Source organism: Ruegeria sp. ABD4_443, from assembly GCF_056160865.1.
The window spans coordinates 281,763-306,932 of sequence record NZ_JBSWYA010000004.1; the positions used below are offsets into that span (position 1 = coordinate 281,763).

The following is a 25,170-nucleotide window of genomic DNA, read 5'->3' on the forward strand; positions in this document are numbered from 1 at the left end:
CTTGGCCGGGCCCTTCTTAGGATGGGCCTTGAACGGGAATATTCCAAGGGGGGAACACAGAATTTACCCGACGCGTCCAAATCGGATCGACAATCTGATCAAAGGGTCAAACCATCTGAATCACGTCTTTTTCAATGGATAGCATATAGCCCTTTTTGGCGATGTTCTTGACCAGTAACTCGCTGACCATCTGATTGCCCAGCGCATCCCTAAGGCGTTTGATGCGGGTGGCGCCTGCGGCCTCGTCACAGTCGGCGGCGGATTTGCCGGAAATGACCGCCTCGATCTGGGCGCCAGACAGAACCTCGTCATCAAGCCGGGATTCCGCCAGAACCGACAGCGTTTCCATCGCGGCAGGGGTCAGCTTGAAATCCATGTTGTTGAGATAGACGGTGTTTTCATCCCGGCTGATCATCAGGGACGTCACCTGAATTCCTGTCCGTTCGATCTGGGCCATGCGGCGGTTCAGCAAGACCAGCATCACAAGGAAAACAAGTGCCGTGACCAACATGGCGGTTGCAAAGACCAACAGGACAAAGATGACGGTCCGATAGCTGGACAGCGTATCGGCAAAGGCAGTGCCGGACTGGGCCAGGATTTCAAGCAGCTTGATCTCGGCCTGGGTTGTCAGATCGCTTTCGACAAACAACCGCTCGACCCGCGCGTTGAACGCATTCGCGTCCGGCAGGGTCCAGAACAGGAACGCGGCGGCGGTGACCAGGATAAGGATGATCGCGGCGATTCCTGCGCCGACCAGCCGTGTCCCTGATCGGCGGGCATCAGAAACGGAGATAGAATTTTCCGGCATTGGCCTTCCTTTGATCCAACCCTTCCGGTCCGAACACGGACATAACGTTCAACAGGGTCCAGCCCGAGGATTGAAGCCGCTGGGCGACCTCTTTCTTGGCTGGGCCCTTCTTGCAGGCCGAAACCTGCATGACGCCATAATGCAAGCGCAGCGGGTTGTCCCGTTTCGCTTTGTAATCCGCATAGCAATCAGCCGCCGTGGCAGCCGATCCAACCGATATCAGGGCCGCGATGGCCAGTGAAGTGATGATCCGTTTCATGGGCTTTATCCTGCGCACGGGTTGCCGTGATATTCAATAACCGAGGGGGGTTTGCGTGTTTGATATCGGATAACAAGCCGCCGTTATTGCTTGTCCGAATGGTGGCGGCCCAGGGTTGTGTCATCGAATGCGCGGTCTGTCGCCAGGCCGCATCCACACCGAAAAGGACAGCCATCATGCACAAGAAATTCATTGCCCTTATCGTTGCAACGGCCATCGCAGTTACCGGCGTTTCCGCCTCGCAGGCGCGGGCGGCCGATGCTCATGACATCCTGGGCGGGCTTGCGGCCATCGCCATAATCGGCGCGGCCGTGAACCACTATCACAAGGACAAGAACCGCGATCGGGTTTCGCGGCAACAGAACCAGGTATACGTGCCGCCAAAGGCCAAGCACCGGGACCTGCGCCCACTGCCCAGGAAAGTGGCGCGGTATGACCTGCCCCAGCGCTGCTTGCGGACCTATAAGGGGTACTCCCGCACCCGTCCGCTGCTGGGGACTTCGTGCCTGAACAAGCACTACAAACACAGCAATAGCCTGCCCCCGCAATGCAAGGTTGGTTTCTGGAATGGCACAAAGGTAAGCCGGGCATACGAACCCGCATGCCTGCGCCAAAAAGGATACCGCGTGGTTTTCAAGTAACGGGTTTCGAGCAGGAGCGGTGCCAAAGAAGCGCCGCGCTGAGAGGGGGCGGCCAAGGTCGCCCTCTCTTTTTTGTTGCAGCCGGGGCCGAAACACGCTTTGCCGGGGTCATGACAGGACCAAGTTTTGAGCTGGAGCAGGCGCTGTTCGCGCAGGGATATGTCAGGGTCGCAGGCGTTGACGAGGTGGGCCGTGGCCCCTTGGCCGGACCGGTGGTCGCGGCGGCCGTCATACTGAACCCGGCCGACATTCCCGATGGTCTGAACGATTCTAAAAAGCTGACGGCCAAGCGGCGCGCGGTGCTTGAGGCCCGATTGCAGGACTGTGCAGCGATTGCTGTCGCCGAGGCGTCGGTGGCCGAGATTGATGACCTGAACATTCTCAGGGCGTCGCATCTGGCGATGGAACGGGCGGTCGCTTTACTCAGCCCCGCGCCGGATTTTCTGCTTGTTGACGGAAATCTCATCCCGCGCGGCTTTGCTCTGCCTGCGCAGGCGGTGGTCAAAGGCGACGGTCGGTCATTGTCGATTGCCGCAGCTTCGATCATCGCCAAAAACTGGCGCGATCGGCTGATGGTGGATTTGGCGCAACAGCATCCGGGTTACGGCTGGGAGACAAACGCAGGATATCCGTCAAAACAGCACAAGCAGGCGCTGCGAAATCTGGGTGTGACCCCACATCATAGACGTTCGTTCAAACCGGTCCACAATATCTTGTATCAAGAGTAAATCGTAAGCCCCTGATTCAAAAAAGAATTTGACGGCGAATCGTCTTTGAATCATCCTTGTCTCAACCAAATGAGCGCAAAAGCGCCGTGGAACCGAGGCAGTGAAATGACCACAATTAAGACCAAGGAAGCAGCGACGCTTCCGCTCAATACGATTCTGTCCGGCGACTGCATCGACATGATGAACAGTCTGCCCGAGGCGTCCGTTGACCTGATTTTTGCAGACCCGCCCTATAACCTTCAGCTCAAGGGTCAGTTGCACCGGCCTGATAACAGCCAGGTTGATGCCGTCGACGATCATTGGGACCAGTTTTCCAGCTTTGCCGCCTATGATCAGTTTACCCGCGCATGGCTGAAGGCGGCGCATCGCCTGCTCAAGCCCAATGGCGCAATCTGGGTGATCGGGTCCTATCACAACATCTTCCGCGTGGGGTCGGCCCTGCAGGATGCGGGTTACTGGATCCTGAACGATGTGGTCTGGCGCAAGTCGAACCCGATGCCGAACTTTCGCGGCAAGCGGTTCACCAACGCGCATGAGACTATGATCTGGGCCAGCAAGCAGGAAGGCGCGAAATATACCTTTAACTACGAGGCTCTGAAGGCCCTGAACGAAGGTGTGCAGATGCGCAGCGACTGGGTGCTTCCGATCTGCACCGGGCATGAGCGGCTCAAGGATGAAAACGGCGACAAGGCGCATCCGACGCAAAAGCCCGAATCCCTGCTGCATCGCGTTCTGGTGGGGTCGACCAACCCCGGGGACGTGGTTCTGGACCCGTTCTTTGGGACCGGCACGACCGGCGCGGTGGCCAAGATGCTGGGCCGCGAGTTCATCGGTATCGAGCGCGAGGACTCCTATCGCAAAGTGGCCGAAAAGCGCATCGCCAAGATCCGCAAGTTCGACCGCGACGCGCTGGAGGTCAGCGCCAGCAAACGCGCCGAGCCGCGGGTGCCGTTTGGCCAATTGGTTGAACGCGGGATGCTGCGACCGGGCGAAGAGCTGTTTTCCATGAACCAGCGCCACAGGGCCAAGGTGCGTGCCGACGGAACCCTGATTGGCGACAATATCAAGGGTTCGATCCACCAGGTTGGGGCGCATCTGGAAAATGCCCCGTCCTGCAATGGCTGGACCTATTGGTGTTTCAAACGCGATGGCAAAACGGTTCCGATTGACGTGTTGCGTCAGCAGATCCGGGCCGAGATGCACAACTGATCAAGCAATACCGCCGGTGCCTGTGGCCTGACACAAGGCACTACGCCTTGCCCCGCCGTTTTCGGCGGGGTCTTTTGTTTTGGCCTGTGGGGTGTTTGGATGGGCCGCACTCCCCATATCCGACAGGACAGCATCGGAGCATAAGGTATGCCAGATACCACGGCGGGCGGATCCCGTATCGACAGGTTCTTTGTGACACAACCCGACATTATCGACCTGGACAACAAATACACCGAAGCAGCCCTGGAACGGCACAAGCGCGAAGGGCTTGAGCTTGCCGTGCGCGCCCGATGGATCGCGATGGGGCTGACCGCGGTGCTGTTGATCTTTCTCAACCCGCAGTGGGAGGTTCTTTGGTATCACTTCATCCTGCTGCTTATTTGCGCCAATGGCTGGCTGATCCGCCGCGCCGGGCGGGTAGGGCAGTCGCGGACCGAACTGGCGCTGATTTTCGTCGACCTTCTGATCATGACGCTTGGTATGATCATCCCCAACCCGTTCAGCGATGATGTGCGGCCCCTGGCCATGCAGTACCGGTTTGACAATTTTCAGTACTTTTTCATCATCCTGGCCGCAGGTACGCTGGCCTATTCCTGGCGGACGGTTATCGCTATCGGTACCTGGACCGCCGGGATGTGGACCCTTGGCTGGATCGTGGCCTGGTGGGTGGCCACCCCGTTTCCGGGCCTCAGTGAACGTGTCGCCGAGGCGTTGAGCGGTTTTCCCGATGTGGCCGAACGTCTTGATCCCAACAGCTTTATGGCCCCTGAACGTATTCAGCAGGCCGTTGTGTTCCTGATGGTTGCGGTCACGCTGGGGGTCTCGATGCGGCGGCTCAACAGGCTGTTGATCAGCAATGCCGGGCTCGAACGCGAGCGGGCAAACCTGTCGCGGTATTTCTCGCCCAATGTTGTCGATGAGCTCAGCCAGAATGACGAACCGCTCAAGCAGGTCCGCAAGGAAAATATCGCGGTATTGTTTATCGACATCGTGGGGTTCACGAAATTCGCCGCCGGGCGGGACCCTTATGATGTGATTGCTGTCCTGCGCGGGTTTCACGCGCGGATGGAGGCCGAGGTCTTTCGCCATCACGGGACGCTGGACAAATATCTGGGCGATGGCCTGATGGCCACGTTCGGAACGCCGGTGACGACACCGCTGGATGCCAGCAATGCGTTGGCCTGTGCACGAGCGATGGTCGATGTCATCGATCAGTGGAACCACGAACGCGCCCAAGCGGGCGAACCGCAGATACAGGTAGGGATCGGCGTTCATTTCGGCCCCGTCGTTTTGGGCGATATCGGGGCGAACAGGCTGGAGTTTGCGGTGATCGGAGACGCGGTGAACGTGGCTGCCAAGCTTGAATCGCTGACACGTCAGTTCGGCGCGCGCGTCGTGGTCAGCGATCACCTTCGTGTTCAGGCCCTGTCGGAAGGAGGCTCGCGGCCCGATTTGCTGACCGGGTTCTCGCACCGCGCAGAACAGGCGGTTCCGGGCGTTGCTGCGCCGATGGATGTCTGGGTTCTGTAGGCGCCGTGCGCTCAGCGTCGCGGCAGCGGGTTGAGCGCCTTGTTATATGCCTTCCAGTCGGTGATCTCGGGGTAATATTGCTGCCGCCAGGCGCGGACGCGCGGGTTCATGACGCGCCGCCACAGGGGCGGGATCATCGCCGCGACCGTCATCACCGGATACCCATAGGGCAATTGCGGCGCGGCCTCTTGTGCGTGGTGCTGCAGCAACGGAAACCGGCGGTTGGGTTTATAGTGGTGATCCGAATGGCGCTGAAGATTGATCAGCAGCCAGTTCGACACCTTGTAGGACGCGTTCCAGGAATGGCGGGGGTGGACATGTTCGTATTTCCCGTCGCCAAGGTGCTTTCTGGTCAGGCCGTAATGTTCGACATAATTGACCAGTTCAAGTTGCCAGATCGCAACACCGGCCTGAACCAGGAAAAGCCCAACCCCGGCCCAGCCGCCTATCAGCCCGGCCAGGGCCAGCATGCCACCCTGAAGCGCCCAGTAACGCCAGAATGGGTTGGCGCGATCGGTCCAGGGGCGGTCCTTTCGTGCCAGCTTGTCGCGCTCTGCGCCAAAGGCGGACACCAGGCATTCGCGCAGTACCCGGGGGTAGAACCGGTGAAACCCTTCGTTGTACCGCGCAGTGACGGGATCTTTGGGCGTGCCGACATACCGATGGTGAACCAACAGGTGTTCGGACCGGAAATGCGAATACAGGACCATGGCCAACAATATGTCGCCCAACCAACGCTCAACCCGGCCTTTCTGGTGCATCAATTCGTGGCTGTAATTGATGCCGATTGTCCCCGATATGACGCCCATGCCGAAAAAGAGGCCAAGCTTTTCAAGCACTGACAGGTGATCGGTATGGGTCGTGTACCAGATCAGGCCGAACAGGGTGAGAAATTGCACAGGCACCCAGGCTGTCGTCAGCACGATGTACCAGCTCAGCGCGGAATCCGGCGTTTCGGGGTCTGCATTGTTCAGCTCAAGACCGGCCAGCCGGTCCAGCACGGCAAACAGCCACCAAGTGGATACCGGGACCAGCAAAATCCAGACCCCCCCTGCCAGGGCTGACACCCAGATGACCGGGACAAGCAGGAACGAAACCCAGAATGGCAGGGCAGATCGCCAATGTGACATAGGTTCAGGTGCGGTCATCGTGGTGCTCCGGTTGGTGCCGTATCCTTACGCCCCAACAGGGCGATTGCACGGCGGCTATTGGCCGCGCCACAGGGCATGGACCTTGCGCATGACCGTCGGCAGCGTCTGCGGGCGAAAACTGTGCCTGTCCACGGCTTCGGTGCCGTCGGGCACCCTGTCGTCGGCAAGCTCGGCCACCCAGACCTGCAATATCAGGTGAAAATGGGTGAAAGTATGACGCACCTCGCCCGGCAACAGGCGCCATTGCGCCGGATAGGGCGGTATGTCGGACGGGCTGTCCGACCAGTCGGAGCAGGGCCAGCCCAGCATTCCGCCCAGCAGACCCTTGGCGGGGCGACGTTCCAGCAAAAGGGCCCCATCGCGGCGCTGTCCGATATAGGCATGGCCATAGCGCGTAGGTTTGCGTTTCGGCGGCGATTTCGCAGGCAGATCGGCCTGGCTGCCTGCGGCGCGGGCCCGGCAGCGTGCGCGCACCGGGCACAGGCCGCAGGCCGGGCTTTTGGGCGTGCAAATCGTGGCCCCAAGATCCATGACGGCCTGCGCATAATCGCCGGGCCGCAGCATGGGCGTATGGTGTTCCGCCCGGGCCTTGAGTTGCGGCTTTGATCCCGGAAGCGGATCGTGAATGTCATGCAGCCGGGCCATGACCCGTTCGACATTCCCGTCCAGCACGGTTTCCGGCAGATCAAACGCGATGGCCGAGATCGCGGCGGCGGTATAAGGGCCGATGCCGGGCAGTTTCAAAAGTGCGTCATGTGATCCGGGAAACCGCCCGCCGTGATCCTGTGCAACCACGCGGGCACATTTCAGCAGGTTGCGCGCCCTGGCATAATATCCCAGCCCGGCCCAGGCCCCCATGACGTCTTCGTCCCGGGCCGCGGCAAGGGCGAATACATCCGGCCAGCGCGTGACAAACCGCATAAAATAGTCGCGCACTGCGGCAACGGTGGTTTGCTGCAACATGACTTCGGACAGCCACACCCGATAGGGGTCCGGCAGGATGCCCGCGGCGCGGTCAGCCGGACCGACGCGCCAGGGCATTTCCCGCGCATTGGCGTCATACCATTCCAGCAGCGTATCGCTCAGGTCGGGGTCTTGGGTGTCACGCAAGTTTTATCTGTCTTTCTGTCGGGTTTCGCTGGCGCCTGCCTGTGCGACAATTACAATAGCGGCGCAGAAGTTGGAAACCAGATGCAACGCAGACGTTCTTCCACGCGCGGGTTCAAGCGGACCGCGATCTTGCTGAATGATCAAATTCGGCACGCGGGCGAAAGCCGCGGCTTTGCCGTGTCGCGCTTGCTGACCCATTGGGCCGAAATCGTCGGACAGGATATTGCCGAGATCGCGCGGCCCATAAAGGTCGGCTATGCCAAGGGCGGTTTTGGCGCGACGCTGACGGTTCTGACCACCGGCCCGCAGGCGCCCATGCTGGAAATGCAAAAAGAACGCCTGCGCGACAAGGTAAACGCGGTTTACGGGTACAATGCCATAAGCCGCATACGTATCACCCAGACTGCGCCAACGGGGTTTGCCGACGGTCAGGCCAGTTTCGAACACAAACCCAGACCCAAGCAGGCCCGGTTGGACCCCACTATCGCAGCCCAGGCCGACAAGGCCGCCTGCGACATACATGACCAAGATCTGCGGGCAGCCCTTGAACGTCTGGGCCGCAACGTTCTATCCAAGACAAAAAGTTGAGAAAGGGCTGAGAATGAGCCGAATTGCAACCGTAATCTGCGCGGCCGTCGCCGTTGCCGCGGGTGGGTATTGGCTGACATTGTCGCCAAACAGCACACCGGCCAATTTCCTGGTGAGCGAAGCAGGCGCGCAAGAAGCAGAGCTGGACACCTCCAGCATCGTTGACATGGTCCTGGGGGCCGAAGACGCTCCGGTCGAGATCATCGAATACGCCTCTTATACCTGCCCGCATTGCGCCAATTTCCATCAGGGGCCGTATAAGCAGCTCAAGCAGGACTATATCGACACGGGCAAGGTGAAATTCACTTATCGCGAGGTCTATTTCGATCGCTTTGGCATCTGGGCTTCGATGATCGCCCGTTGCGGTGGCCCCGAAAAGTTCTTTGGCATCACCGACCTGCTGTACAAGGGACAGTCCGACTGGACGCGCGCTGGTGGACCGGCCGAGGTGGTGGATGAGCTTCGCAAGATCGGTCGTCTGGCCGGTATCGAAAGCGATCAGCTTGAGGCGTGCCTGCAGGATGGCGAGCATGCACAGACCCTGGTTGCGTGGTACCAGGAAAACGCCGAGCGTGACGATATCAGCGCAACACCGTCATTTGTCGTGAATGGCAAGAAGATCGACAACCCAAGAACCTATGATGATTTCAAGGCCTTGATCGAAAAGGAACTGGGTAACTGATGACCGCACCGCTTGCCGGTCTGAAAGTTGTTGAACTGGCACGCATTCTGGCTGGCCCCTGGGCCGGCCAGACTTTTGCCGATCTCGGGGCCGAGGTGATCAAGGTCGAATCGCCTGACGGCGACGATACCCGCGCCTGGGGGCCGCCTTTCATCACGCGCGATGATGATGTCTCGGCCGCCTATTTCCACTCGACCAATCGCGGCAAATCTTCGGTTGTCGCTGATTTCTCAACCGCCGAAGGGCAGGAAAAAGTCCGGGCCCTGGTCGCCGACGCCGATGTCGTGATCGAGAATTTCAAGGTGGGCGGGCTGCGCAAATACGGGCTGGATTACGAAAGCCTTCAGGCGCTGAACCCCGGTCTTGTCTATTGTTCGATCACCGGCTTTGGCCAGACAGGGCCATATGCCCATCGGGCGGGGTATGATTTCATCATTCAGGGCATGTCGGGGTTGATGTCGGTGACCGGTGAACCGGACGGCCAGCCGCAAAAAGCCGGGGTTGCCATCACGGATGTCTTCACCGGCATCTATGCGGTGACCGGAGTTCTGGCGGCCCTGCATCAACGGCAACGCACCGGGCGCGGTCAGCATGTCGACATGGCGCTGCTGGACGTTGCCGTGGCCGTGACCGCCAATCAGGCTTTGAACTACCTTTCGACCGGGAATGTGCCCCAACGGATGGGCAATGCGCATGTCAACCTGGCCCCGTACCAGGTGTTCGACTGTGCGGATGGCCACATCATCATCGCAACCGGAAATGACCGGCAGTACCAGCGTTTGTGCCGGGTGCTGGACCTGGAGGATATGGCGCAGGCGCCCGAATTCGCGCGCAACAAGGACCGGCTGGCCAACCGGCGAGTCATGATCGCCCGTCTGAACGGGGCCACGGCCCGACGGGGCAAGGCCGAATTGCTGGCAGCCTGCGAGGCCGAGGGTATTCCGGCAGGTCCGATCAACACGCTGGACGAGGTGATGGCCGACCCGCAGGTACGGGCACGCGGGCTGCAGATAGAGCTGGATGGCGTTCCCGGTATTCGTGCGCCTTTTACCTTTTCCGACGGCGCATTGTCGCTGACCAGGCCTGCGCCCAAACTGGGACAGGACGATTGATCAGGGCGCCGGTGCCGCCTTCAGCAGCAGGTCGCGGACAAAGGCGGTGTCTGACACGCCCAGGCGAACCGGCAAGGTGATGACCTTGCTTCGAAACGAAAGGGGCAGGCGCACAGCGTCTTTCTCGGTGGTCACCATCTGGGCGCCCAACGTGCGCGCCTCGGATTCCAGCCGCGACATCAGCGCAGGCGTCAGCTGCTGGTGATCATCCAGCGCCTCGGCCCGCAACAGGCGGGCCCCCAAGTGCCGCAGGGTATCAAAGAATTTTTGCGGATGCCCGATCCCTGCAAAGGCCAGAACCGGCGTATCGGCCCAATCCATGCCCGTTTGCAGCGGGGCGACCGCTCCGGTTGCATGGGCAACGGGGATGGCTGGACCCCAGCGGGCCGCGAAACTGGCCTGGGCGGGCGCATCCCCTAGCGACAGCACAAGATCAGCCCGGCTAAGCCCGGCGGCAACAGGTTCACGCAGGGGACCAGCCGGCAGGCACAGGCCATTTCCGAACCCGCGTTCAGCATCGACCACGACGATCGAAAAATCCTTGGCCACCGATGGGTTTTGGAACCCGTCATCCAGCACGATCACCGTTGCGCCGTCATCTGCGGCGGCCCGCGCGCCGGCGGCGCGGTCCTTGGCGACCCAAACCTCGGTGAATGCGGCCAGCAGCAGCGGTTCATCCCCGACCTGCGCGGCGGTGTGCCGCGCCGGGTCCACCCGCACGGGGCCTTCCAGCGACCCGCCATGCCCGCGGGTCACCACATGCGGCTTGTGCCAGGCATCGCGCAATTGTTCGACCACCCAGATTGCCGTGGGCGTTTTGCCGGTGCCTCCGGCGTTGAGGTTGCCGACGCAGATGACGGGGATATCCGGGTCAAATTCAGGGTCCAAGGCGACGCGGCGGGCCGTAGCGCTTGCATAAATGCGCCCCAGGGGGGCCAGCATTCGCGCCCTCAGGTCCAGCTGTTCGGCGGATGTGTACCAGAATTCAGGTGCCCGCATGGTCGGCCCTCCGGCGGTCCAGGTTTTCCTGTACCATATCAATCAATGTATCCGCATGGGGCGCGCCTTCGGTAACGATCCGCCATCCTGCCAAGGCCATGTCGGCGGCACGGTCGGGGGCAAGCAGTTCGACAACCGCATCCCCAAGCTCGGTCGCGGACCGGATGGCGCAGGCGGCCCCTGCGTCGTTCAACTGATCATACAGGCCCTGATGCCGGCTGACATGGGGGCCGTGAATGACCGCGGACCCAAGCGCCGTCGACACCAAGGGGTCCCGCCCTCCGGCACCGCGCTCAAGCGAGCTTCCCATGAATGTGACCGCAGACATGCGGTACCACAATCCCAGATCCTCTGGCTCGGATGTCAGGATGACCTGCGTCGTGTCTTCGATCGGCGCCCCTTCGTCCCAATTGGCACATCTGAGGTCCATGGATTCCAGTCGCCGGTGCAGCGGTGCCGCCTCGGATATATCCGCCACATGCAGCACAAGCGCCAGCCGGGGCAGCATCCGCAAGGCTTGCCGATGGGCGCTGAGAACCGAGATGAATTCCTTGTCCTGCACCCAGGCGGCAAGCCACACCGGGCGCCCCGCAAGCGCATGGTTGGTCTCGATCAGCTCATCCTCGGGCCAGGGCGTCGGGTTCGGGCTGATATGCAATGGCGGGGCTACCGAAACCTTGGACGAGGGTATGCCCAGGCGCCTTATTTGCCGCGCGGTTTCTTCGCTGGTGGCCAGAACCTTGTGAAAGCAGTCGATCGTATACCGGGTCAGGTCCGGCAGCCACTTGACGCCGCGCCCGGTGCGGATGCCAGTTTCGGCTTCGATCAGGACCATCGGGATGTCGCGTTCTTCGGCGCGGGTGATCACGTTGGGCATCAGCCCGCCGCCAACCCAGATGCCCATATCCGGGCGCCAGTGGTCCAGAAACCACCGGGCGGCGCCGGTGTTTTCGATCGGCAGATTGGTTCGGATGAAATCCTTCCCCGCGCTGCCCTCCAATTCCGTATCCGGCGGAGCGGTCAGCAGCAGCGACAGCCCCGGCCGCGCCGGCCGCAGCCTTTGGCACAGGTCGTCCACGGCGCGCAGACGTTCGGGTCTGTCGACATGTATCCACAACAGCTCGCCTTCGGGGCGCGCCTCGGGGGCGCTGTTTCCCACATGCGGTACCCCCCAGGACAAGACCCTGTAGGCCGCCAGGCTGAGTGAGCCGGGCTTGCTCATGCGACTATTCCAGCCCCCGCCGGGTCAAGGCGCGTGCAGATCAGGTCATGGATACCCGGCGCCGTTCCAACAACGCCGTTCAGCCGAGGGTGCGCATTGTTAAAGCGCAGCGGCCTGCATTGCCGGTCGGAACAGATGCCGCCTGCCTCGCGCAGGATCAGATCCCCGGCTGCGATATCCCATTCCCAGCTGGGGCGCAGGGTCAGCATCCCGTCAAACCGGCCCTGTGCCACCAGGGCCATTCGATAGGCCAGCGACGGCCGATGGGCGCGTTTGAAGCCCGGTGTGCGGCGGTCGCGCCAATGGCGGGGTTCAAGCGTCGGTTTGGCTGCCAGGATATCGGCCGCCTCCAGGCTGTCGCAGGCCGAAGCGCAGATCGGCGCGTCATTGAGCGTGGCGCCCGCACCCGAGGCAGCTGCGAACAGCCGGTCCCGCAGCGGCAGGTAAACCACCGCCGCAGTCACCTGGCCATGCTCTGCCACCGCAAGCGAATGCGCCCAGGTGCGACCGCCCTCGGCAAAGCTGCGCGTTCCGTCGATCGGGTCGACGATGAAAACCCGTTCGCGCGACAGCCTGTCGGGGCTGTCCTCGGTTTCTTCGCTCAGCCAGCCATATCCTGGCCGGGCCGAGGGCAGCCGCTGTTCAAGCATCGCGTTGACGGCCAGGTCGGCCTCGGTCACGGGGCCTGCACCGTCGGGCTTGTCCCACCGCTGCGCCTCGCGCCCCGAGAAACGGGTCGCGATTTTCCCGGCTTCCAGCGCGGCATCGATCAGCAGGGGCAGGTCAGTTGCCGGCAAGTGTCATTCCTTCGATCAGCAGCGAAGGCACGACGCGCGACAGATAGCTGCGCGCGTCGTTTGCCGGAATAATCCGGCCAAGCATGTCGCGCAGGTTCCCGGCAATTGTACATTCGTTGACAGGATGCGTGATTTCGCCGTTCTCGACCCAGAACCCCGAGGCGCCACGGGAATAGTCGCCGGTATTGGGGTTGATCGTTGACCCGATCATCGACGTGACCAGCAACCCGGTCCCCATCTCTTTCAACAGGTCGGCGCGGCTGGCGGTGCCCTGCGTCAATGACAGGTTCCAGTTGCCGGGGGACGGAGGCCCCGAAACGCCCCGCACCGCGTTCGCGGTCGATGCAAGGTCCAGCTTGCGCGCGCTGGACAGGTCCAGGGTCCAACCGGTCAGCACACCGTTTTCGATGATCGCGCGCCGCCGTGTCGGCAATCCCTCGGCATCAAAGGGCCGCGACCCCGAAATGCGCGGGCGATGCGGGTCTTCGACAAGCGAAAGAGATTGCGGAAGAACCTGCTGCCCCAGACCATCCTTGAGCCAGGACGCGCCACGGGCAATCGCCGAGCCGTTGGCCGCCGCCAATAGATGCCCGATTAGCGATGACGAAATCCGCTCGTCGAAAAGGACGGGATATGTGCCCGTTTCGGGCTGGCGCGCACCGATGCTTTGGACGACGCGGTTTCCGGCGGTCTGCCCGATATCTTCGGGGGTCCTCAGGTCTGCCTGAAAGGTTCTGCTGTCGCCGTCATAATCCCGTTCCATTCCGGTGCCCTCGCCCGAGATGGCCACACAGGAAATGGACCGGTTGGTGCGGCTGTAGCCGCCGGAAAAGCCGTTCGTCGCCGCAACATGCACATGATGGGTGCCAAATGACGCCGCCGCATCCGAGACCTGTGTCACACCGGACACTGCCAGCGCGGCGGCTTCGGCCCGCAACGCGTCATGCATCAGGGTTTCGGCATTTGGCTCGTCTGTCGGGTCGAACAGCTCAAGCGCGTCGATATCCCAGTCTCGTGCCAGTTGATCGGGATCGGCAAGGCCGGAAAACGGATCTTCGGGCGTTTCGGCTGCCATGGCAACGGCGCGCTCGGCCATTGCGGCAAGCGTTTCCGGGCGGCTGTCCGAGCTGGAGACAATGGCTTGCCGGTGCCCCAGAAATACCCGCAGGCCCAAATCTGTTCCCTCGGACCGTTCGGCATGTTCCAGCGCGCCCGCGCGCACTTCGACCGACACCGAAGAGCCGTCAATCACGATTGCATCCGCCGCTTCGGCCCCAGCCGCGCGTGCGGCGGCAAGCAGGCGTTGGCTGATTTCTTCGGGCGTCTTGGTCATGGAACCTCCGTCTGATTGCCTTGGACCTAGCCTTGGACAGCCGGTGCCGCAAGACCCGTGCGCCAATTGAAGACAGCCACGTCGATCATCCGAAGGGGGAAAGCGCGATCAGGGCGGGCCCGAACGCGCCAGGAAAAGGGAAAAGACCGCGCCTGCGGTCTTTTCCGTCAGGTCGCGTTACTTGATGCGCTGACCATTGGCCAGGATCTGGCCATTCTCGGTGAATTCGATGGTGGATTTCAGCGTGTCGGGTTCGTCGCCCGGCACCGCCATCATGCCCATCATCATACGTGCGCCCATCGCGTCATTTTCCGACACGAAGCCCATCGCGATCAACTTGTCGATCAAGGCGTTGGCACCAACCAATTGCAGGTTGGCGACCCCCGACGGGGCGGGCAGGCCGTCGAATTCCTCGGTGTTGGAATTGTCGAACGCAAAATCCCCGTCGCCGGTCAGCTTTGCCCCAACCAGCGAAACAAGCAGTTCGTTGATTTTGAGCGTATGCAGCTCGCCAGGGATGATGTCCGAGGTTTCAAGGCTTTCGGCAACAGCCGGGTCCAGGAAATTGACCAGGACCTTGGCCGTGCCCGTGGCATCCAGCGCGATGCTGGCCGGATCACGCGGCAGGGCACCGGCAGGGTCGAACATGCTCCACAACACGTCGGACATGGTAAAGTCGGTCATGTTCACGGCCAGACCAAAGGGCTGGATCTCTTCGGATGCTTTGATCGGGAACTCGAACTTCAGCCCGGCATTCTTCATGGCGATTTCGATCGGGAACGGCAGGTCCGCGGTCGTGACCGCCAGTTTGGCGTCGTTCTGTTCGACATCATAGGCAAGCCGTTCGGCATCCATGCTGACCGCAAAACGCCCGCCCTGCGAGCTGCTGTCCATCGAGAAGTCCTGGCCTTCGCTTGTACCGGCCATGCTGGTCTGGCCCGTGCCATAGGTGAAGACGCCAGAGAACGAGAACCCGGTCTCGTACATCTGGCTGGAATCGACCACGTTGAACCCGGCCGGGATCACGTTGGCGCCTTCAAAGGTCAACTTGTCCAGCTGTCCGTTGATATTTGCCTGTTCGTCCGTACCCGGCTCGGCAAAGGTCATGGCATAGGTCATCGTGTCGGCGGTGAACTGTTGGTCGATCGTGCGATCTTCGCCGATCAGCATCTTCGAGTCCCCGGCCAGGTTGCCGATGTCGAACGCAGCCGACAGCGTGTTTTCCGGCAGGGCCTCGCCGTTCACTTCGACTGCACCAACCGAAATGCCCAAACGCTTGGCGGTATAGTCATAGATCATTTCCTCGGGCGAGCCGGACACGTCCATTTCCAACTGATCATGGGTATAGATCAGATCGACCGAGAAATTCTCGCCCTCGATATTGCTGGTGACCGTCAACGGAAAGCTTTCGGGGATACCGATGCTGACGGTTCCATCACCGTTATCGGTAAAGGTCACTTCGGGCATGACCATGTCGAACGAGCCTTCTGCGTCGGGCATCGGCATGCTGAGGGTCATGTTGGACACAGTGGTCACGTCGCCGGACACGCTTTCCTCGCCGGAAATGCCGTACCCCATGCCACCTAGGTAAGCTTGCCAATCTGCCCAGACATCGCTGGCGGTCACATCGGCAAATGCGCCTTGGGTGACAACGGCATAGGCCAGGGCGGCGCCGCAACTGCGGCGAAGGAAAACAGACATTGGGGAACCCTTCTTGATCAAATTCGTCCGCATGGTCGTGCCTGTGGCGGCGGTCGTCAAGGGGGCAAGGGCTGGACCAATTCCCCGTTGGCGCGGTACGAGTTTACGTAAACGCAACACAAGGGGCCTAAAAGATGGATATGCAGGGAAAAACGGTGCTGATCACCGGGGCAAGCCGGGGCATCGGCGCCGAAGCGGGGCGCGTATTTGCCGCGGCCGGGGCGAATGTTGCCCTGGTGGCGCGCAGCCGGGCCGAGATTGAAACGCTGGCTGACGCTTTGGGCGACAAGGCGCTAGCGCTGACCTGTGACGTCAGCGATTTTACGCAGGTTGAACAGGCGGTTGCCGATTGTGTCGCCCGGTTTGGCGGGGTCGATGTGCTGGTTGGAAATGCCGGGGTGATTGATCCGATCTTTCATTTGGCCAACGCCGACGTTACGGCTTGGAGCAAGGCAATCGACATAAACCTCAAGGGTGTCTTTTACGGCATGCGTGCGGTTCTGCCGGTCATGCGTGCGCGTGGCGGCGGTACGGTTCTGACGGTGTCCTCGGGGGCTGCGTCTAACCCGGTCGAAGCGTGGAGCCATTATTGTTCGTCAAAGGCCGGTGCCAGAATGCTGACCGAATGCCTGCATCTGGAAGAGGCTCATAACGGTATTCGCGCGATGGGCCTGTCTCCGGGTACGGTGGCGACCGAAATGCAGCGGAGCATCAAGGCCAGCGGCATCAACCCCGTCAGTCAACTGGACTGGGCCGACCATATCCCGGCGGACTGGCCTGCGCGGGCCCTGCTGTGGATGTGCGGCGCTGACGCGAATGAATTCCTTGGAACCGAAATTTCGTTGCGGCGTGATGATATCCGCCAAAGGGTTGGGCTGACGTGATTGACCTGCACAAACAGGACGGGTTGTGGACCGTCACGCTCAACAATCCGGACAAGGCCAACGCCCTGACCGGGGCGATGCTGACCGAACTGGCCGAGATTGCCGAATCCGCCACCGAGGCCCGCGCGTTGATCCTGACCGGCGCGGGCAAGGTGTTCAGCGCCGGGGCCGACCTTGCCGAAGCCCGCGCCGGGCTGGCGACCTCGGACGTTTGGGAACGGTTGTCTGGTGCAATTGCGGCGTTGCCATGCCTGACCGTTGCCGCGCTGAACGGCACGTTGGCGGGCGGTGCCAATGGGATGGTCCTGGCCTGCGATTTGCGTATCGCGGTGCCGACGGCCAACATCTTTTACCCGGTCATGAAGCTGGGTTTCCTGCCGCAACCGTCCGACGCCCGGCGCATGCGCGCATTGATTGGCCCGGCCAGAACCAAGCTGATCCTCATGGCGGGGCAGAAAATCACTGCGGCGGACGGGTTCGCCTTTGGGCTGATCGACCGTGTTGTCGCGCCCGAGGACCTGATGCAGACGGCCCATGCGCTTGTCTCGGACAGCCTGGCGGCAGACCCCGGCATTGCCGCGGGAATTGCCGATTTGTGCGCATGAGGCTGTCGGCCCTGCGATTGCGCGTTCCCGACCCGGCCGGGCTGGCTGGGTTCTATCGCGACAAACTGGGCATGCGGGTCAGCCGCCAGGGGGCGAACTGGCGCGTCGGCTATGGTGGGCAGGACGCCGATTTGCTGTTGATGCCCAAGGGCGCGGGGTATTGCCATGACAGGGCGCAGCGTTTCTGGAAAATCGGCCTGACGCTGCCGGATGTTGATCTGGCCGCAGCGCAGCTGCGCCGCTGCGGTGTGGCCGTCACGGACCCGCAGCAATTCCTGGACATCGGGTATATGTGCCACCTGTCCGATCCAAACGGGTTCGTGATTGAGCTGTTGCAACATGATTTCCAGGGAAACCGACCCGATGGCGCAGCCGATTCCGCCGCTCCGTTTGCGATGGCGCGGCTGGGTCAGATAACCCTGCGCACAGGGGATATCGCCGCCGAACAGGAAATTTGCACCGCGCTGGGCATGAAATGCCTGTCGATACAGGATGTCGCCCCGCACGGGTTCGACCTGCATTTCTTTGCCTTTTCCGACGACACCCCGCCTGACCCTGATCTGTGGGCGGTTGGCAACCGGGAATGGGTGTGGAAACGCCCATACACGACGCTGGAATTTCAGCATGTACGGGGTATGACCCCCGTACCGGTCCCGGATTATCGCGGGATCGAGGTCGAGGGGCTGCCAAGCCCCGTGTCCGATGCGGCGGGCGACCCGATCTTACCGGGCTGACCCGCGACCGCGCCGCCGTCCGGGTGTGCGGGCGTTAAAGCCCGCCGGTCTTTTCTTTACCCATGTCAGGAACTTTGCAATCGCCGGGTGTGACCGCAGGGCTTCGACCGTGGCGAAGTCCCGGGCCAGCTCTGCCTCGGACAGGGTGGCGTGAATTTCCTTGTGGCAGATTTGGTGCAACAGAACGGTGGGTCCGCCCTTGCCACCTTTGAGTTTTGGGATCAGATGGTGCAGGCTGCCGCTCCGGCTTGGGATCGGTCGGCCGCAGAGCGGGCAGATCGGATCAGTGTTTGTCATGACAGAATCAGGATCGCGTCGAAGGGCGGGTAAGGCAAGAGGTGGCAAATGGCGCAAACTGTCGTGATCGGAGCGGGCCCGGCCGGTTTGATGGCCGCAGAACAGCTGGCTGTCGCCGGTCATGCTGTGACCATCGCCGAGGCCAAGCCATCCGCCGCGCGCAAGCTGTTGATGGCTGGGAAATCCGGTTTGAACCTGACCAAGGATGAGCCGCTCGATACGCTTATGCACGCCTATGCCGAGGCGGCGGACTGGCTGCGCCCCATGATTGCCGAATGCGACGCCACGGCCGTTCAGTCCTGGGCCCAGGATCTGGGGCAGGTGCTTTTTTCAGGGTCGACAGGGCGCGTTTTTCCCGTTGGGATGAAGGCATCACCGCTGTTGCGGGCCTGGCTGCGGCGGCTTGAGGCGGCCGGGGTTGTTCTGAAAACCCGGTGGCGTTGGGCCGGATGGGATGGCACGGCCTTGGTGTTCGAAACGCCGGACGGCACACAGAGGCTGGCGGCGGATGCGACCGTTCTGGCGTTGGGCGGTGCCAGTTGGGCGCGCCTTGGGTCCGACGGCGCATGGGCGCCGCTGTTGGCAGAGCAGGGTGTTGCGCTGGCCCCGTTCTCCCCGGCCAATGCGGGGCTCGAGGTCGCCTGGTCAGACCATATGAAACCGCATTTCGGGTCGCCGCTGAAAGGCGTCGCCTTTCAGGCCGGGCACTTGCGCACCCGTGGCGAGGCCGTGATTTCCGCGCGGGGTCTGGAAGGTGGTGGTATCTATACGATGTGCCGGGCCGTCCGAGAGGGCGCGCCCCTGACCATCGACCTGATGCCCGATGTGCAGCAGGACAGGGTTTCGCAACGGCTGCGAAAGCCGCGCGGCAAGTCAAGCCGGGCCAATCATATACGCAAAACACTGAACCTTGGCCCGGTTCGGGCGGCCCTGCTGATGGAATTCGGCCGCCCCCTGCCGGACGATCCCGAAACGCTGGCCGCGCTGATCAAGTCGCTGCCGGTCTCGCATGTGGGTCTGCGCCCGCTGGACGAAGCGATCTCGACCGCAGGTGGCGTCATGTGGCAGGACATGGATGACGGCCTGATGCTGCGCCGCCTGCCGGGTGTTTTCTGCGCCGGTGAAATGCTGGATTGGGAAGCGCCAACCGGCGGTTACCTGCTTACCGCGTGCCTGGCCACCGGCAGATGGGCCGGGCGTTCGGCCGCGAATTGGCTGGCGCAACCCGGCAAGGTCTAGGTGGCCTGGGCCAGTTCCCCAAGTTTTTGGTACGCGGGCCGGTTGCGAAGGGTCTTGCTGTAATTCATCAGGACGTCGGAATTCAACGGGAACCCCGCCGACTTGGCCCAACTTATGCAATGCACACACAGGATATCGGCGATGGTCATCGTCTCACCTTGCAGGAACGGGCCCTGAAACCGGTCTGCCATACGCTGAAAATTCTGGTCGAAATCCCATTTTGCAGAGTCCGAGATTTCCGGAACGCGCCTGTCCTCGGGCAGGATGAACTTGTTTCGGGTCGTGACCCACAGCAAGCCGTCGAATTCATCAAGCATTGCAAAGAACAGCGAATCTTGAATGGCCCGTTCCTTGCTGCCCGCCGGATGGGTAACAGCGCCGTGCTTGTCGGCGAGATAGGTCATGATCGCGGAACTGTCCGACAGGATCAGGTCGCCGTCCTGCAAAACCGGTATCTTGCCGGTGGCGTTCAATGCCCGGACCTTTGGGTCATGTGGTCCGACATTGATAAACTCATAGGGCTGGCCCAACTCCTCAAGCAGCCATATGACCCGCGAGGCGCGGCTTTGGATACGTCCGTAGATCTTGTACATTGTGGGCTCCTGCCATTCCGGTCTGCGCTCAATCTGAACCGATGACGCGGCAGGTCAAGCGCGACGGCCCGTGATCTTACGTCATCGTGATTGCGCAAGCATCGCCAGCCGGATCATCGCCCGTTCGACCACGGCCATGGCCGGTGCCGTCTGCCCGGCCGATCGCAGGGTCAGGTCGGTATCCGTCAGCAGGGTCAGCGCGGTTTGCAGCTTTGCCGCCCCCCAGCCCTGAGCCTGCCGGAGAATGCGGTCGCGCCGCTTGCCATATATCGGAGGCCTGAGCTTGCCGATGCCCTGCGCGGGCCCGCCGGGGTCGGATGCGCAGGCGTAAAGCGTCTGGAAATGCCGGGTCGCGCCGATGCACAGCGTTACGGCGTTGGTTCCTTGAGCCTGCAGGCGGCGGATAAGCGGGCCAATTTCGCCGCGGCGCCCCTCGGCCACGACGTTCAGCACGTCATCCAGACCCGCTTCGGTGGATTGGGGCGCGCAGGCGTCAATATCTTCTATCGTCAACTCTGACGGGTCGCCGCGTTTGAAAAGCGACAGCTTTTCCAATGTCTGGGCAAAATCGCCGGGGCTCAGCCCGGTGGCCAGATCGGCAATCGCGGCCATGGGTTCGCGGGGGATGTTCTTTAGCCCGGCATTTGCCAGAACCCGTTCGATCTCGGCCCGCGACGGTGGGTCGTCATAGATGCCGACCGAATAGGTGGCCGGATTGGCCTCAAACGCCTTGCGAATCTTTGAGCTGGGTTTGAGCTGCCCGGCGGTCACGATGATCTGGGCGTCGCCCGGTTGCCAGTCGTCAAGCGCGGCAAGGATGGCCGGGGCGGCGGTTTCTGTCGCGTCTTCGACAAACACGGCGCGCGGACCGGGAAAGAACCCAACCGCCTTGACCGCGTCCAGCAGCAATGCCGGGTCGCCGCGCAGGTCTGATGCTGGCATGCGGGTCAGACGCATTTCTTCCTCGGCTGCGGGGCCTAAAAGGGCGGCCAGAACCTGTTGCCGCTTAAGCGCAACGCGCATCGCGTCCGCGCCGTAGATCAGCAACCCGGTCTTGTCCGCGTCCGGCTTGGCGAAATACCCTTCGGCCTCGCGCGGGTTCAGCTTCATGCGGATTGCCCCTGCAGGGCATAAAGTCGCGTCACGATCTGATCGGAAAGGATCACCATCAGGCGTTCCTTGGCGGCCCGTTCATCGGCCAGCGTCGAAACGGTTGATCCTGCCGCCGAATAGCTGACGAAATCCGAAACCTCGCCCGAGGCTACGATCTGACCCGTTTCCGCCGACCGCAACGCGTATTTCGCGGTACCGTCGATGGTATAACGGTTGGTTTCGTTCGTCGTCGTGATGGCCGCGCCGCGGGTAACGGTCGTCACCTCGACCTTAAGGGCATATTCGCCGCCTGAACTGGCGCTGCGGCCAAGTTGCTGTTCCAGATTCTGAACCAACAGATAGCTTTCGACCGTGTCCGGTGCCGACACGGTAACCTTCCCGTAAAGCGCGGACCCCGAACCGCCCGGCGCATAAACCGGCTGAAACCCGCAAGCGGCCATCGCCAGCGGGAGCATCAGGATTGTTCTGCGGTTAAACGACGACATTCACGATACGGCCCGGAACCACGATTATCTTTTTCGGAGCAGCGCCATCCAGCGCCTTTTGCACAGCTTCGGTGCTGAGCGCGATTTTTTCAACCTGCGTCTTGTCCATATCCTTGGGCACGCTGATTTCCGCGCGGCGCTTGCCATTGATCTGAATCGGCAGGGTGACGGTGTCGTCAACCAGCATCGATTCATCGGCAACCGGCCAGGCGGCCGTCGCGACAAGGCCCTCGCCACCCAGCATCTGCCAAAGTTCCTCGGACAGGTGCGGGGTCATGGGCGACATCAATTGTGCCAGCGTCCGGGCCGCCTGGCGCCTGGCGCCTGTACCGGCCTTGGATTTGGCCAACACATTGGTAAAGGCGTAAAGCTTGGCAATGGATGCGTTGAAACCAAAGGATTCGACGCCGCCGGACACATCGTGGATGGCTTTGTGCATCTCGCGCAGCAGGGTTTCGTCCTCGGCATTGGCCGGTTCATCGGATGCGGCGATTTCCGAGGCGATCCGGTGCACGCGGCTGAGGTGCTTGAACGCGGCCTCGGCGCCCGAGGCGGTCCATTCCACGTCCCGTTCAGGCGGCGAATCGGACAGGACGAACCAGCGCGCGGTATCGGCCCCAAAGGCCGAGATGATGCTGACCGGGTCCACCACGTTTTTCTTGGATTTCGACATCTTGGCCGAAGGGATGATCTCGACCTCGGTGCCGTCTGCCAGTTTGCCGTCGGTCACGTCCTCGGGCAGGTGATAGACCGGGCGGCCATTGGCGTCGCGGGTCTGGTAGATCTCGTGCGTGACCATGCCTTGGGTGAACAGCGCATCAAACGGTTCGATGGCCTTTTTCGGCAGGTGGCCGGTGATCTGCATCGCCCGCGCGAAGAACCGCGAATAGAGCAGGTGCAGAATCGCATGCTCAATCCCGCCGATATACTGGTCGACATTCATCCAATACTCGGCCTCGGCCATTTCGGTTGGCGTTTCAGCCCGCGGAGCGGTGAAACGGGCGAAATACCAGGACGAATCGACGAACGTGTCCATCGTGTCAGTTTCACGCTTGGCTGGCGCGCCGCAGGCCGGGCAGGCACAGTCGCGCCAGGTCGGGTGACGGTCCAGCGGGTTGCCCGGTTTGTCAAAGGTGACATCGTCGGGCAGTTGCACCGGCAGGTTCTCTTTCTTTTCGGGCACCACGCCGCAGCTTTCGCAATGAACAACCGGAATCGGGCAGCCCCAATACCGTTGACGGCTCAGGCCCCAGTCGCGCAGGCGGTATTTGGTGACACCTTCGCCCCAGCCCGCCTTTTCCGCGAAATCCACGGTGGTGTTGATGGCGTCTTCGCCGGTTGCCTCGGTCAGGCCCGCGAAATGGTTCACCCAACGCACCTTTTCGCTTTTCGGTGGAACAAAGGCGAGTTTGTCCACCGGCGTATCATCGTCCAGCGCAAAAAACGTGTCGACGACCGGCAGATCATATTTGCGGCAGAAATCCAGATCGCGCTGGTCATGCGCCGGGCACGCAAAAATCGCGCCGGTGCCGTAATCCATCAGGATGAAGTTTGCGATCCAGACCGGCAGTTCCCAGCTTGGGTCCAGCGGGTGTTTGACCTTGATCCCAGTGTCATAGCCCAGCTTTTCGGCGGTCTCAATAGCCTCTTCCGTGGTGCCGCCCTTGCGGCATTCGGCAACAAATTCAGCGACTTCGGCGTTTTCGGCCTCAAGCTGCTTGGCAATCGGGTGATCCGGCGAGATACCAACGAAAGACGCCCCCAACAACGTGTCGGGGCGCGTCGTATAGACGGTGATCGGATCGCCGCCATCGGTCCGTTCAAAGCCGAATTGCAGGCCACGCGACTTGCCGATCCAGTTTTCCTGCATCAGGCGAACCTTGGCGGGCCAGTTTTCAAGCGTGTCGAGCGCGTCCAGCAATTCTTCGGAATAGTCCGAGATCTTGAAAAACCACTGCGTCAGTTCACGCCGTTCCACCAAGGCACCCGAGCGCCAGCCGCGCCCCTGTTCCACCTGTTCATTGGCCAGAACGGTCATATCGACCGGGTCCCAGTTCACCACGGCGTTCTTGCGATAAACCAGCCCGGCCTCGAGCATATCCAGGAACAAGGCCTGCTGCTGGCCGTAATATTCCGGGTCACAAGTGGCAAACTCACGCGACCAGTCGATCGACAGGCCCAAAGGTTTCATCTGCCCGCGCATGTCGGCGATGTTGCCATAGGTCCAATCCTTGGGGTGGCCGCCGATCGCCATCGCGGCGTTTTCGGCGGGCATCCCGAAAGCATCCCAGCCCATCGGGTGCAGCACGTTGTGCCCCGTAGCCAGCTTGTGCCGGGCAATCACGTCGCCCATCGTGTAGTTGCGCACGTGACCCATATGGATTCGGCCCGACGGATACGGGAACATCTCAAGCACATAGTATTTGGGCTTGTCCGCCTTGCGACTGGCGGTGAAAATCCCGGCTTCGTCCCAGGCCTTTTGCCATTTTGCTTCGATTTCGTTGGCCGAATAGCGCGACATCGTGCGGTCCTTCGTGAATGAAAACGCCGGGTGAGAACCCGGCGTGGTAATATTGCGATTTTCTGCGGGTTGCTAGAGCTTGTTGTCAGCTATGCGTAGCTGGCGCGCCCGCGAAAGGATTGCGTCTTCGACCGCCCGTGTCGTCGCGGCGCTGACCGGCGCGCCGCCGCTGGTCTGAAGCGCAACCGACAACGAGCGTGCCGCCAGGGCCGGATCGCTGATATGCACCGTCGCCCGGTATTGCCGCCCCCCGCCCGGAGGCGTGCCATAGCCGGTTACGATCACACCGGTGAACGGATCAACCTCTTGCACGGGCAGAAAATTCAGCACGTCCAGCGATGCTGCCCACAAGTAGCGGTTCACGTTGGTGGTCTGCTCGGCGTTGTTTGGCCCGAAGACATCCCAAATGGTCGAACGATTCGGATCGTTCAGCTCGCGCGCCTCTGATGAGCTGCCATCGGCATAAAGAACATTGGGGTTGGGCGACGTGCTTCGATTCTGTCCACATGCAGAAACGGAGGCGGTCAAAACGGTCAAACCCAAAATCGTCAGCAGGCGCATCGTCGGCAGGTCCTGTATTCACATATATTGCATTGCTACGGGATACTCCTAGACAAGGTACTGTGCTGCAACAACCCTATTCTTGGGTTACAGGGCTGTGCCGCTGAAATATCGGGTGAAAAGGACTGTGGCATCCTTGCACCAATTCAGGACCAAAGAACCAGCGCTTTCCATGGCATGCTTGCGCAACAGGGGCAAAACGAGCGACACGGTGTCCGTGCTGAGACATGTGCAGCAGGCATATGTCGAGTAGAAAATTATTGAAACC

Annotated in this window: 26 protein-coding genes; 11 read left to right on the forward strand and 15 right to left on the reverse strand. The window is 61.5% G+C overall.

The window, feature by feature from the left end; all coding sequences use genetic code 11:
- Positions 1-106 precede the first annotated feature (106 nt).
- Both ACXAG8_RS10375 and ACXAG8_RS10380 read right to left on the reverse strand, forming a co-directional pair.
- Complete coding sequence (locus ACXAG8_RS10375; RefSeq protein ID WP_475223819.1) at positions 107-808, reverse strand: winged helix-turn-helix domain-containing protein; 702 nt, start codon at positions 806-808, stop codon at positions 107-109.
- A complete protein-coding gene (locus tag ACXAG8_RS10380) occupies positions 780-1,067 on the reverse strand; it encodes a hypothetical protein (RefSeq protein WP_475223821.1) in 288 nt (95 codons plus the stop codon). Before ACXAG8_RS10380 ends, ACXAG8_RS10375 begins: the two co-directional genes overlap by 29 nt.
- Before the next feature lie 176 nt (positions 1,068-1,243).
- Between ACXAG8_RS10380 and ACXAG8_RS10385 the strand changes: the two genes are divergently transcribed.
- The 4 genes from ACXAG8_RS10385 (at position 1,244) to ACXAG8_RS10400 (ending at position 5,175) form a co-directional block, all read left to right on the forward strand.
- A complete protein-coding gene (locus ACXAG8_RS10385) occupies positions 1,244-1,708 on the forward strand; it encodes a hypothetical protein (RefSeq protein WP_475223823.1) in 465 nt (154 codons plus the stop codon).
- Between the two features lie 110 nt (positions 1,709-1,818).
- Positions 1,819-2,436, forward strand: a complete 618-nt coding sequence (locus ACXAG8_RS10390) for a ribonuclease HII (protein WP_475223825.1) — start codon at positions 1,819-1,821, stop codon at positions 2,434-2,436.
- A gap of 105 nt (positions 2,437-2,541) precedes the next feature.
- The gene (locus tag ACXAG8_RS10395; protein ID WP_475223827.1) at positions 2,542-3,645 is read left to right on the forward strand and encodes a DNA methyltransferase; all 1,104 of its coding nucleotides are present in this window, start codon (positions 2,542-2,544) and stop codon (positions 3,643-3,645) included.
- 147 nt (positions 3,646-3,792) lie between these two features.
- Complete coding sequence (locus ACXAG8_RS10400) at positions 3,793-5,175, forward strand: adenylate/guanylate cyclase domain-containing protein (protein WP_475223829.1); 1,383 nt, start codon at positions 3,793-3,795, stop codon at positions 5,173-5,175.
- Between the two features lie 11 nt (positions 5,176-5,186).
- Here ACXAG8_RS10400 and ACXAG8_RS10405 read toward each other — a convergent pair whose 3' ends face one another.
- Together ACXAG8_RS10405 and mutY are read right to left on the reverse strand one after the other, a co-directional pair.
- Complete coding sequence (locus tag ACXAG8_RS10405) at positions 5,187-6,323, reverse strand: alkane 1-monooxygenase (RefSeq protein WP_475223831.1); 1,137 nt, start codon at positions 6,321-6,323, stop codon at positions 5,187-5,189.
- Between the two features lie 57 nt (positions 6,324-6,380).
- Positions 6,381-7,436 carry an A/G-specific adenine glycosylase gene (mutY, locus tag ACXAG8_RS10410; RefSeq protein WP_475223833.1) on the reverse strand — a complete coding sequence of 352 codons (1,056 nt, stop codon included), beginning with the start codon at positions 7,434-7,436 and terminating at the stop codon, positions 6,381-6,383.
- 81 nt (positions 7,437-7,517) lie between these two features.
- On the opposite strand from mutY, the gene ACXAG8_RS10415 reads away from it, so the two are divergent.
- Genes ACXAG8_RS10415 through ACXAG8_RS10425 form a run of 3 tightly spaced genes read left to right on the forward strand, consistent with a single transcriptional unit; the run spans position 7,518 to position 9,818 of the window.
- Entirely contained in the window at positions 7,518-8,024 is a 507-nt protein-coding gene (locus ACXAG8_RS10415) for a DUF721 domain-containing protein (RefSeq protein WP_475223835.1), read from the forward strand.
- Between the two features lie 13 nt (positions 8,025-8,037).
- On the forward strand, positions 8,038-8,706 hold the full coding sequence (locus tag ACXAG8_RS10420) for a DsbA family protein (RefSeq protein ID WP_475223837.1): 669 nt from the start codon (positions 8,038-8,040) through the stop codon (positions 8,704-8,706).
- Complete coding sequence (locus ACXAG8_RS10425) at positions 8,706-9,818, forward strand: CaiB/BaiF CoA transferase family protein (protein ID WP_475223840.1); 1,113 nt, start codon at positions 8,706-8,708, stop codon at positions 9,816-9,818. Before ACXAG8_RS10420 ends, ACXAG8_RS10425 begins: the two co-directional genes overlap by 1 nt.
- On the opposite strand, the gene lpxK is transcribed toward ACXAG8_RS10425, so the two are convergent.
- The 5 genes from lpxK to ACXAG8_RS10450 all read right to left on the reverse strand — a co-directional run bounded on the left by lpxK (position 9,819) and on the right by ACXAG8_RS10450 (position 15,870).
- Positions 9,819-10,817 (reverse strand): tetraacyldisaccharide 4'-kinase, encoded by a 999-nt coding sequence (gene lpxK, locus ACXAG8_RS10430; protein WP_475223842.1) that lies wholly within the window; start codon positions 10,815-10,817, stop codon positions 9,819-9,821. It lies immediately after the preceding gene.
- Positions 10,804-12,039 carry a 3-deoxy-D-manno-octulosonic acid transferase gene (locus tag ACXAG8_RS10435; protein WP_475223844.1) on the reverse strand — a complete coding sequence of 412 codons (1,236 nt, stop codon included), beginning with the start codon at positions 12,037-12,039 and terminating at the stop codon, positions 10,804-10,806. The genes lpxK and ACXAG8_RS10435 overlap by 14 nt, the downstream gene beginning before the upstream one ends.
- Positions 12,036-12,836, reverse strand: a complete 801-nt coding sequence (locus ACXAG8_RS10440) for a 3'(2'),5'-bisphosphate nucleotidase CysQ (protein ID WP_475223846.1) — start codon at positions 12,834-12,836, stop codon at positions 12,036-12,038. The genes ACXAG8_RS10435 and ACXAG8_RS10440 overlap by 4 nt, the downstream gene beginning before the upstream one ends.
- Positions 12,823-14,169: a TldD/PmbA family protein gene (locus ACXAG8_RS10445; RefSeq protein ID WP_475223848.1), complete on the reverse strand. Its 1,347-nt coding sequence runs from the start codon at positions 14,167-14,169 to the stop codon at positions 12,823-12,825. Before ACXAG8_RS10445 ends, ACXAG8_RS10440 begins: the two co-directional genes overlap by 14 nt.
- A gap of 177 nt (positions 14,170-14,346) precedes the next feature.
- Complete coding sequence (locus ACXAG8_RS10450; RefSeq protein ID WP_475223851.1) at positions 14,347-15,870, reverse strand: DUF2125 domain-containing protein; 1,524 nt, start codon at positions 15,868-15,870, stop codon at positions 14,347-14,349.
- A gap of 134 nt (positions 15,871-16,004) precedes the next feature.
- On the opposite strand from ACXAG8_RS10450, the gene ACXAG8_RS10455 reads away from it, so the two are divergent.
- From ACXAG8_RS10455 to ACXAG8_RS10465, 3 genes are read left to right on the forward strand one after another with little or no spacing between them, the layout of a single operon-like run.
- On the forward strand, positions 16,005-16,754 hold the full coding sequence (locus ACXAG8_RS10455) for an SDR family oxidoreductase (RefSeq protein ID WP_475223855.1): 750 nt from the start codon (positions 16,005-16,007) through the stop codon (positions 16,752-16,754).
- Complete coding sequence (locus ACXAG8_RS10460; protein ID WP_475223859.1) at positions 16,751-17,359, forward strand: enoyl-CoA hydratase/isomerase family protein; 609 nt, start codon at positions 16,751-16,753, stop codon at positions 17,357-17,359. The genes ACXAG8_RS10455 and ACXAG8_RS10460 overlap by 4 nt, the downstream gene beginning before the upstream one ends.
- The gene (locus ACXAG8_RS10465) at positions 17,356-18,093 is read left to right on the forward strand and encodes a VOC family protein (RefSeq protein WP_475223862.1); all 738 of its coding nucleotides are present in this window, start codon (positions 17,356-17,358) and stop codon (positions 18,091-18,093) included. Before ACXAG8_RS10460 ends, ACXAG8_RS10465 begins: the two co-directional genes overlap by 4 nt.
- Here ACXAG8_RS10465 and ACXAG8_RS10470 read toward each other — a convergent pair.
- On the reverse strand, positions 18,082-18,390 hold the full coding sequence (locus ACXAG8_RS10470; protein WP_475223865.1) for an HNH endonuclease: 309 nt from the start codon (positions 18,388-18,390) through the stop codon (positions 18,082-18,084). The genes ACXAG8_RS10465 and ACXAG8_RS10470 overlap by 12 nt on opposite strands.
- 48 nt (positions 18,391-18,438) lie before the next feature.
- Here ACXAG8_RS10470 and ACXAG8_RS10475 point away from each other — a divergent pair, with 48 nt between their 5' ends.
- Positions 18,439-19,629: a TIGR03862 family flavoprotein gene (locus ACXAG8_RS10475; RefSeq protein ID WP_475223867.1), complete on the forward strand. Its 1,191-nt coding sequence runs from the start codon at positions 18,439-18,441 to the stop codon at positions 19,627-19,629.
- Here the strand turns inward: ACXAG8_RS10475 and ACXAG8_RS10480 are convergent.
- From ACXAG8_RS10480 to ACXAG8_RS10500, 5 genes are all read right to left on the reverse strand, one after another.
- Positions 19,626-20,222, reverse strand: coding sequence for a glutathione S-transferase family protein (locus ACXAG8_RS10480; protein WP_475223869.1), 597 nt, complete (start codon positions 20,220-20,222; stop codon positions 19,626-19,628). The genes ACXAG8_RS10475 and ACXAG8_RS10480 overlap by 4 nt on opposite strands.
- 81 nt (positions 20,223-20,303) lie before the next feature.
- The gene (holA, locus tag ACXAG8_RS10485; RefSeq protein ID WP_475223872.1) at positions 20,304-21,332 is read right to left on the reverse strand and encodes a DNA polymerase III subunit delta; all 1,029 of its coding nucleotides are present in this window, start codon (positions 21,330-21,332) and stop codon (positions 20,304-20,306) included.
- Positions 21,329-21,820, reverse strand: coding sequence for an LPS assembly lipoprotein LptE (gene lptE, locus ACXAG8_RS10490; RefSeq protein ID WP_475223875.1), 492 nt, complete (start codon positions 21,818-21,820; stop codon positions 21,329-21,331). Before lptE ends, holA begins: the two co-directional genes overlap by 4 nt.
- The gene (gene leuS / locus ACXAG8_RS10495) at positions 21,807-24,341 is read right to left on the reverse strand and encodes a leucine--tRNA ligase (RefSeq protein WP_475223878.1); all 2,535 of its coding nucleotides are present in this window, start codon (positions 24,339-24,341) and stop codon (positions 21,807-21,809) included. The genes lptE and leuS overlap by 14 nt, the downstream gene beginning before the upstream one ends.
- A 72-nt stretch (positions 24,342-24,413) precedes the next feature.
- Entirely contained in the window at positions 24,414-24,902 is a 489-nt protein-coding gene (locus tag ACXAG8_RS10500) for a DUF3576 domain-containing protein (RefSeq protein ID WP_475223880.1), read from the reverse strand.
- Positions 24,903-25,170 lie beyond the last annotated feature (268 nt).

Coding starts and splice junctions, on each gene's coding strand:
- ACXAG8_RS10375 (WP_475223819.1), bottom strand. CDS start 808: ATGCCGGAAAATTCTATCTCCGTTTCTGATGCCCGCCGATCAGGGACA.
- ACXAG8_RS10380 (WP_475223821.1), bottom strand. CDS start 1,067: ATGAAACGGATCATCACTTCACTGGCCATCGCGGCCCTGATATCGGTT.
- ACXAG8_RS10385 (WP_475223823.1), top strand. CDS start 1,244: ATGCACAAGAAATTCATTGCCCTTATCGTTGCAACGGCCATCGCAGTT.
- ACXAG8_RS10390 (WP_475223825.1), top strand. CDS start 1,819: ATGACAGGACCAAGTTTTGAGCTGGAGCAGGCGCTGTTCGCGCAGGGA.
- ACXAG8_RS10395 (WP_475223827.1), top strand. CDS start 2,542: ATGACCACAATTAAGACCAAGGAAGCAGCGACGCTTCCGCTCAATACG.
- ACXAG8_RS10400 (WP_475223829.1), top strand. CDS start 3,793: ATGCCAGATACCACGGCGGGCGGATCCCGTATCGACAGGTTCTTTGTG.
- ACXAG8_RS10405 (WP_475223831.1), bottom strand. CDS start 6,323: ATGACCGCACCTGAACCTATGTCACATTGGCGATCTGCCCTGCCATTC.
- ACXAG8_RS10415 (WP_475223835.1), top strand. CDS start 7,518: ATGCAACGCAGACGTTCTTCCACGCGCGGGTTCAAGCGGACCGCGATC.
- ACXAG8_RS10420 (WP_475223837.1), top strand. CDS start 8,038: ATGAGCCGAATTGCAACCGTAATCTGCGCGGCCGTCGCCGTTGCCGCG.
- ACXAG8_RS10425 (WP_475223840.1), top strand. CDS start 8,706: ATGACCGCACCGCTTGCCGGTCTGAAAGTTGTTGAACTGGCACGCATT.
- lpxK (WP_475223842.1), bottom strand. CDS start 10,817: ATGCGGGCACCTGAATTCTGGTACACATCCGCCGAACAGCTGGACCTG.
- ACXAG8_RS10435 (WP_475223844.1), bottom strand. CDS start 12,039: ATGAGCAAGCCCGGCTCACTCAGCCTGGCGGCCTACAGGGTCTTGTCC.
- ACXAG8_RS10445 (WP_475223848.1), bottom strand. CDS start 14,169: ATGACCAAGACGCCCGAAGAAATCAGCCAACGCCTGCTTGCCGCCGCA.
- ACXAG8_RS10450 (WP_475223851.1), bottom strand. CDS start 15,870: ATGTCTGTTTTCCTTCGCCGCAGTTGCGGCGCCGCCCTGGCCTATGCC.
- ACXAG8_RS10455 (WP_475223855.1), top strand. CDS start 16,005: ATGGATATGCAGGGAAAAACGGTGCTGATCACCGGGGCAAGCCGGGGC.
- ACXAG8_RS10465 (WP_475223862.1), top strand. CDS start 17,356: ATGAGGCTGTCGGCCCTGCGATTGCGCGTTCCCGACCCGGCCGGGCTG.
- ACXAG8_RS10470 (WP_475223865.1), bottom strand. CDS start 18,390: ATGACAAACACTGATCCGATCTGCCCGCTCTGCGGCCGACCGATCCCA.
- ACXAG8_RS10475 (WP_475223867.1), top strand. CDS start 18,439: ATGGCGCAAACTGTCGTGATCGGAGCGGGCCCGGCCGGTTTGATGGCC.
- ACXAG8_RS10480 (WP_475223869.1), bottom strand. CDS start 20,222: ATGTACAAGATCTACGGACGTATCCAAAGCCGCGCCTCGCGGGTCATA.
- holA (WP_475223872.1), bottom strand. CDS start 21,332: ATGAAGCTGAACCCGCGCGAGGCCGAAGGGTATTTCGCCAAGCCGGAC.
- lptE (WP_475223875.1), bottom strand. CDS start 21,820: ATGTCGTCGTTTAACCGCAGAACAATCCTGATGCTCCCGCTGGCGATG.
- leuS (WP_475223878.1), bottom strand. CDS start 24,341: ATGTCGCGCTATTCGGCCAACGAAATCGAAGCAAAATGGCAAAAGGCC.
- ACXAG8_RS10500 (WP_475223880.1), bottom strand. CDS start 24,902: ATGCGCCTGCTGACGATTTTGGGTTTGACCGTTTTGACCGCCTCCGTT.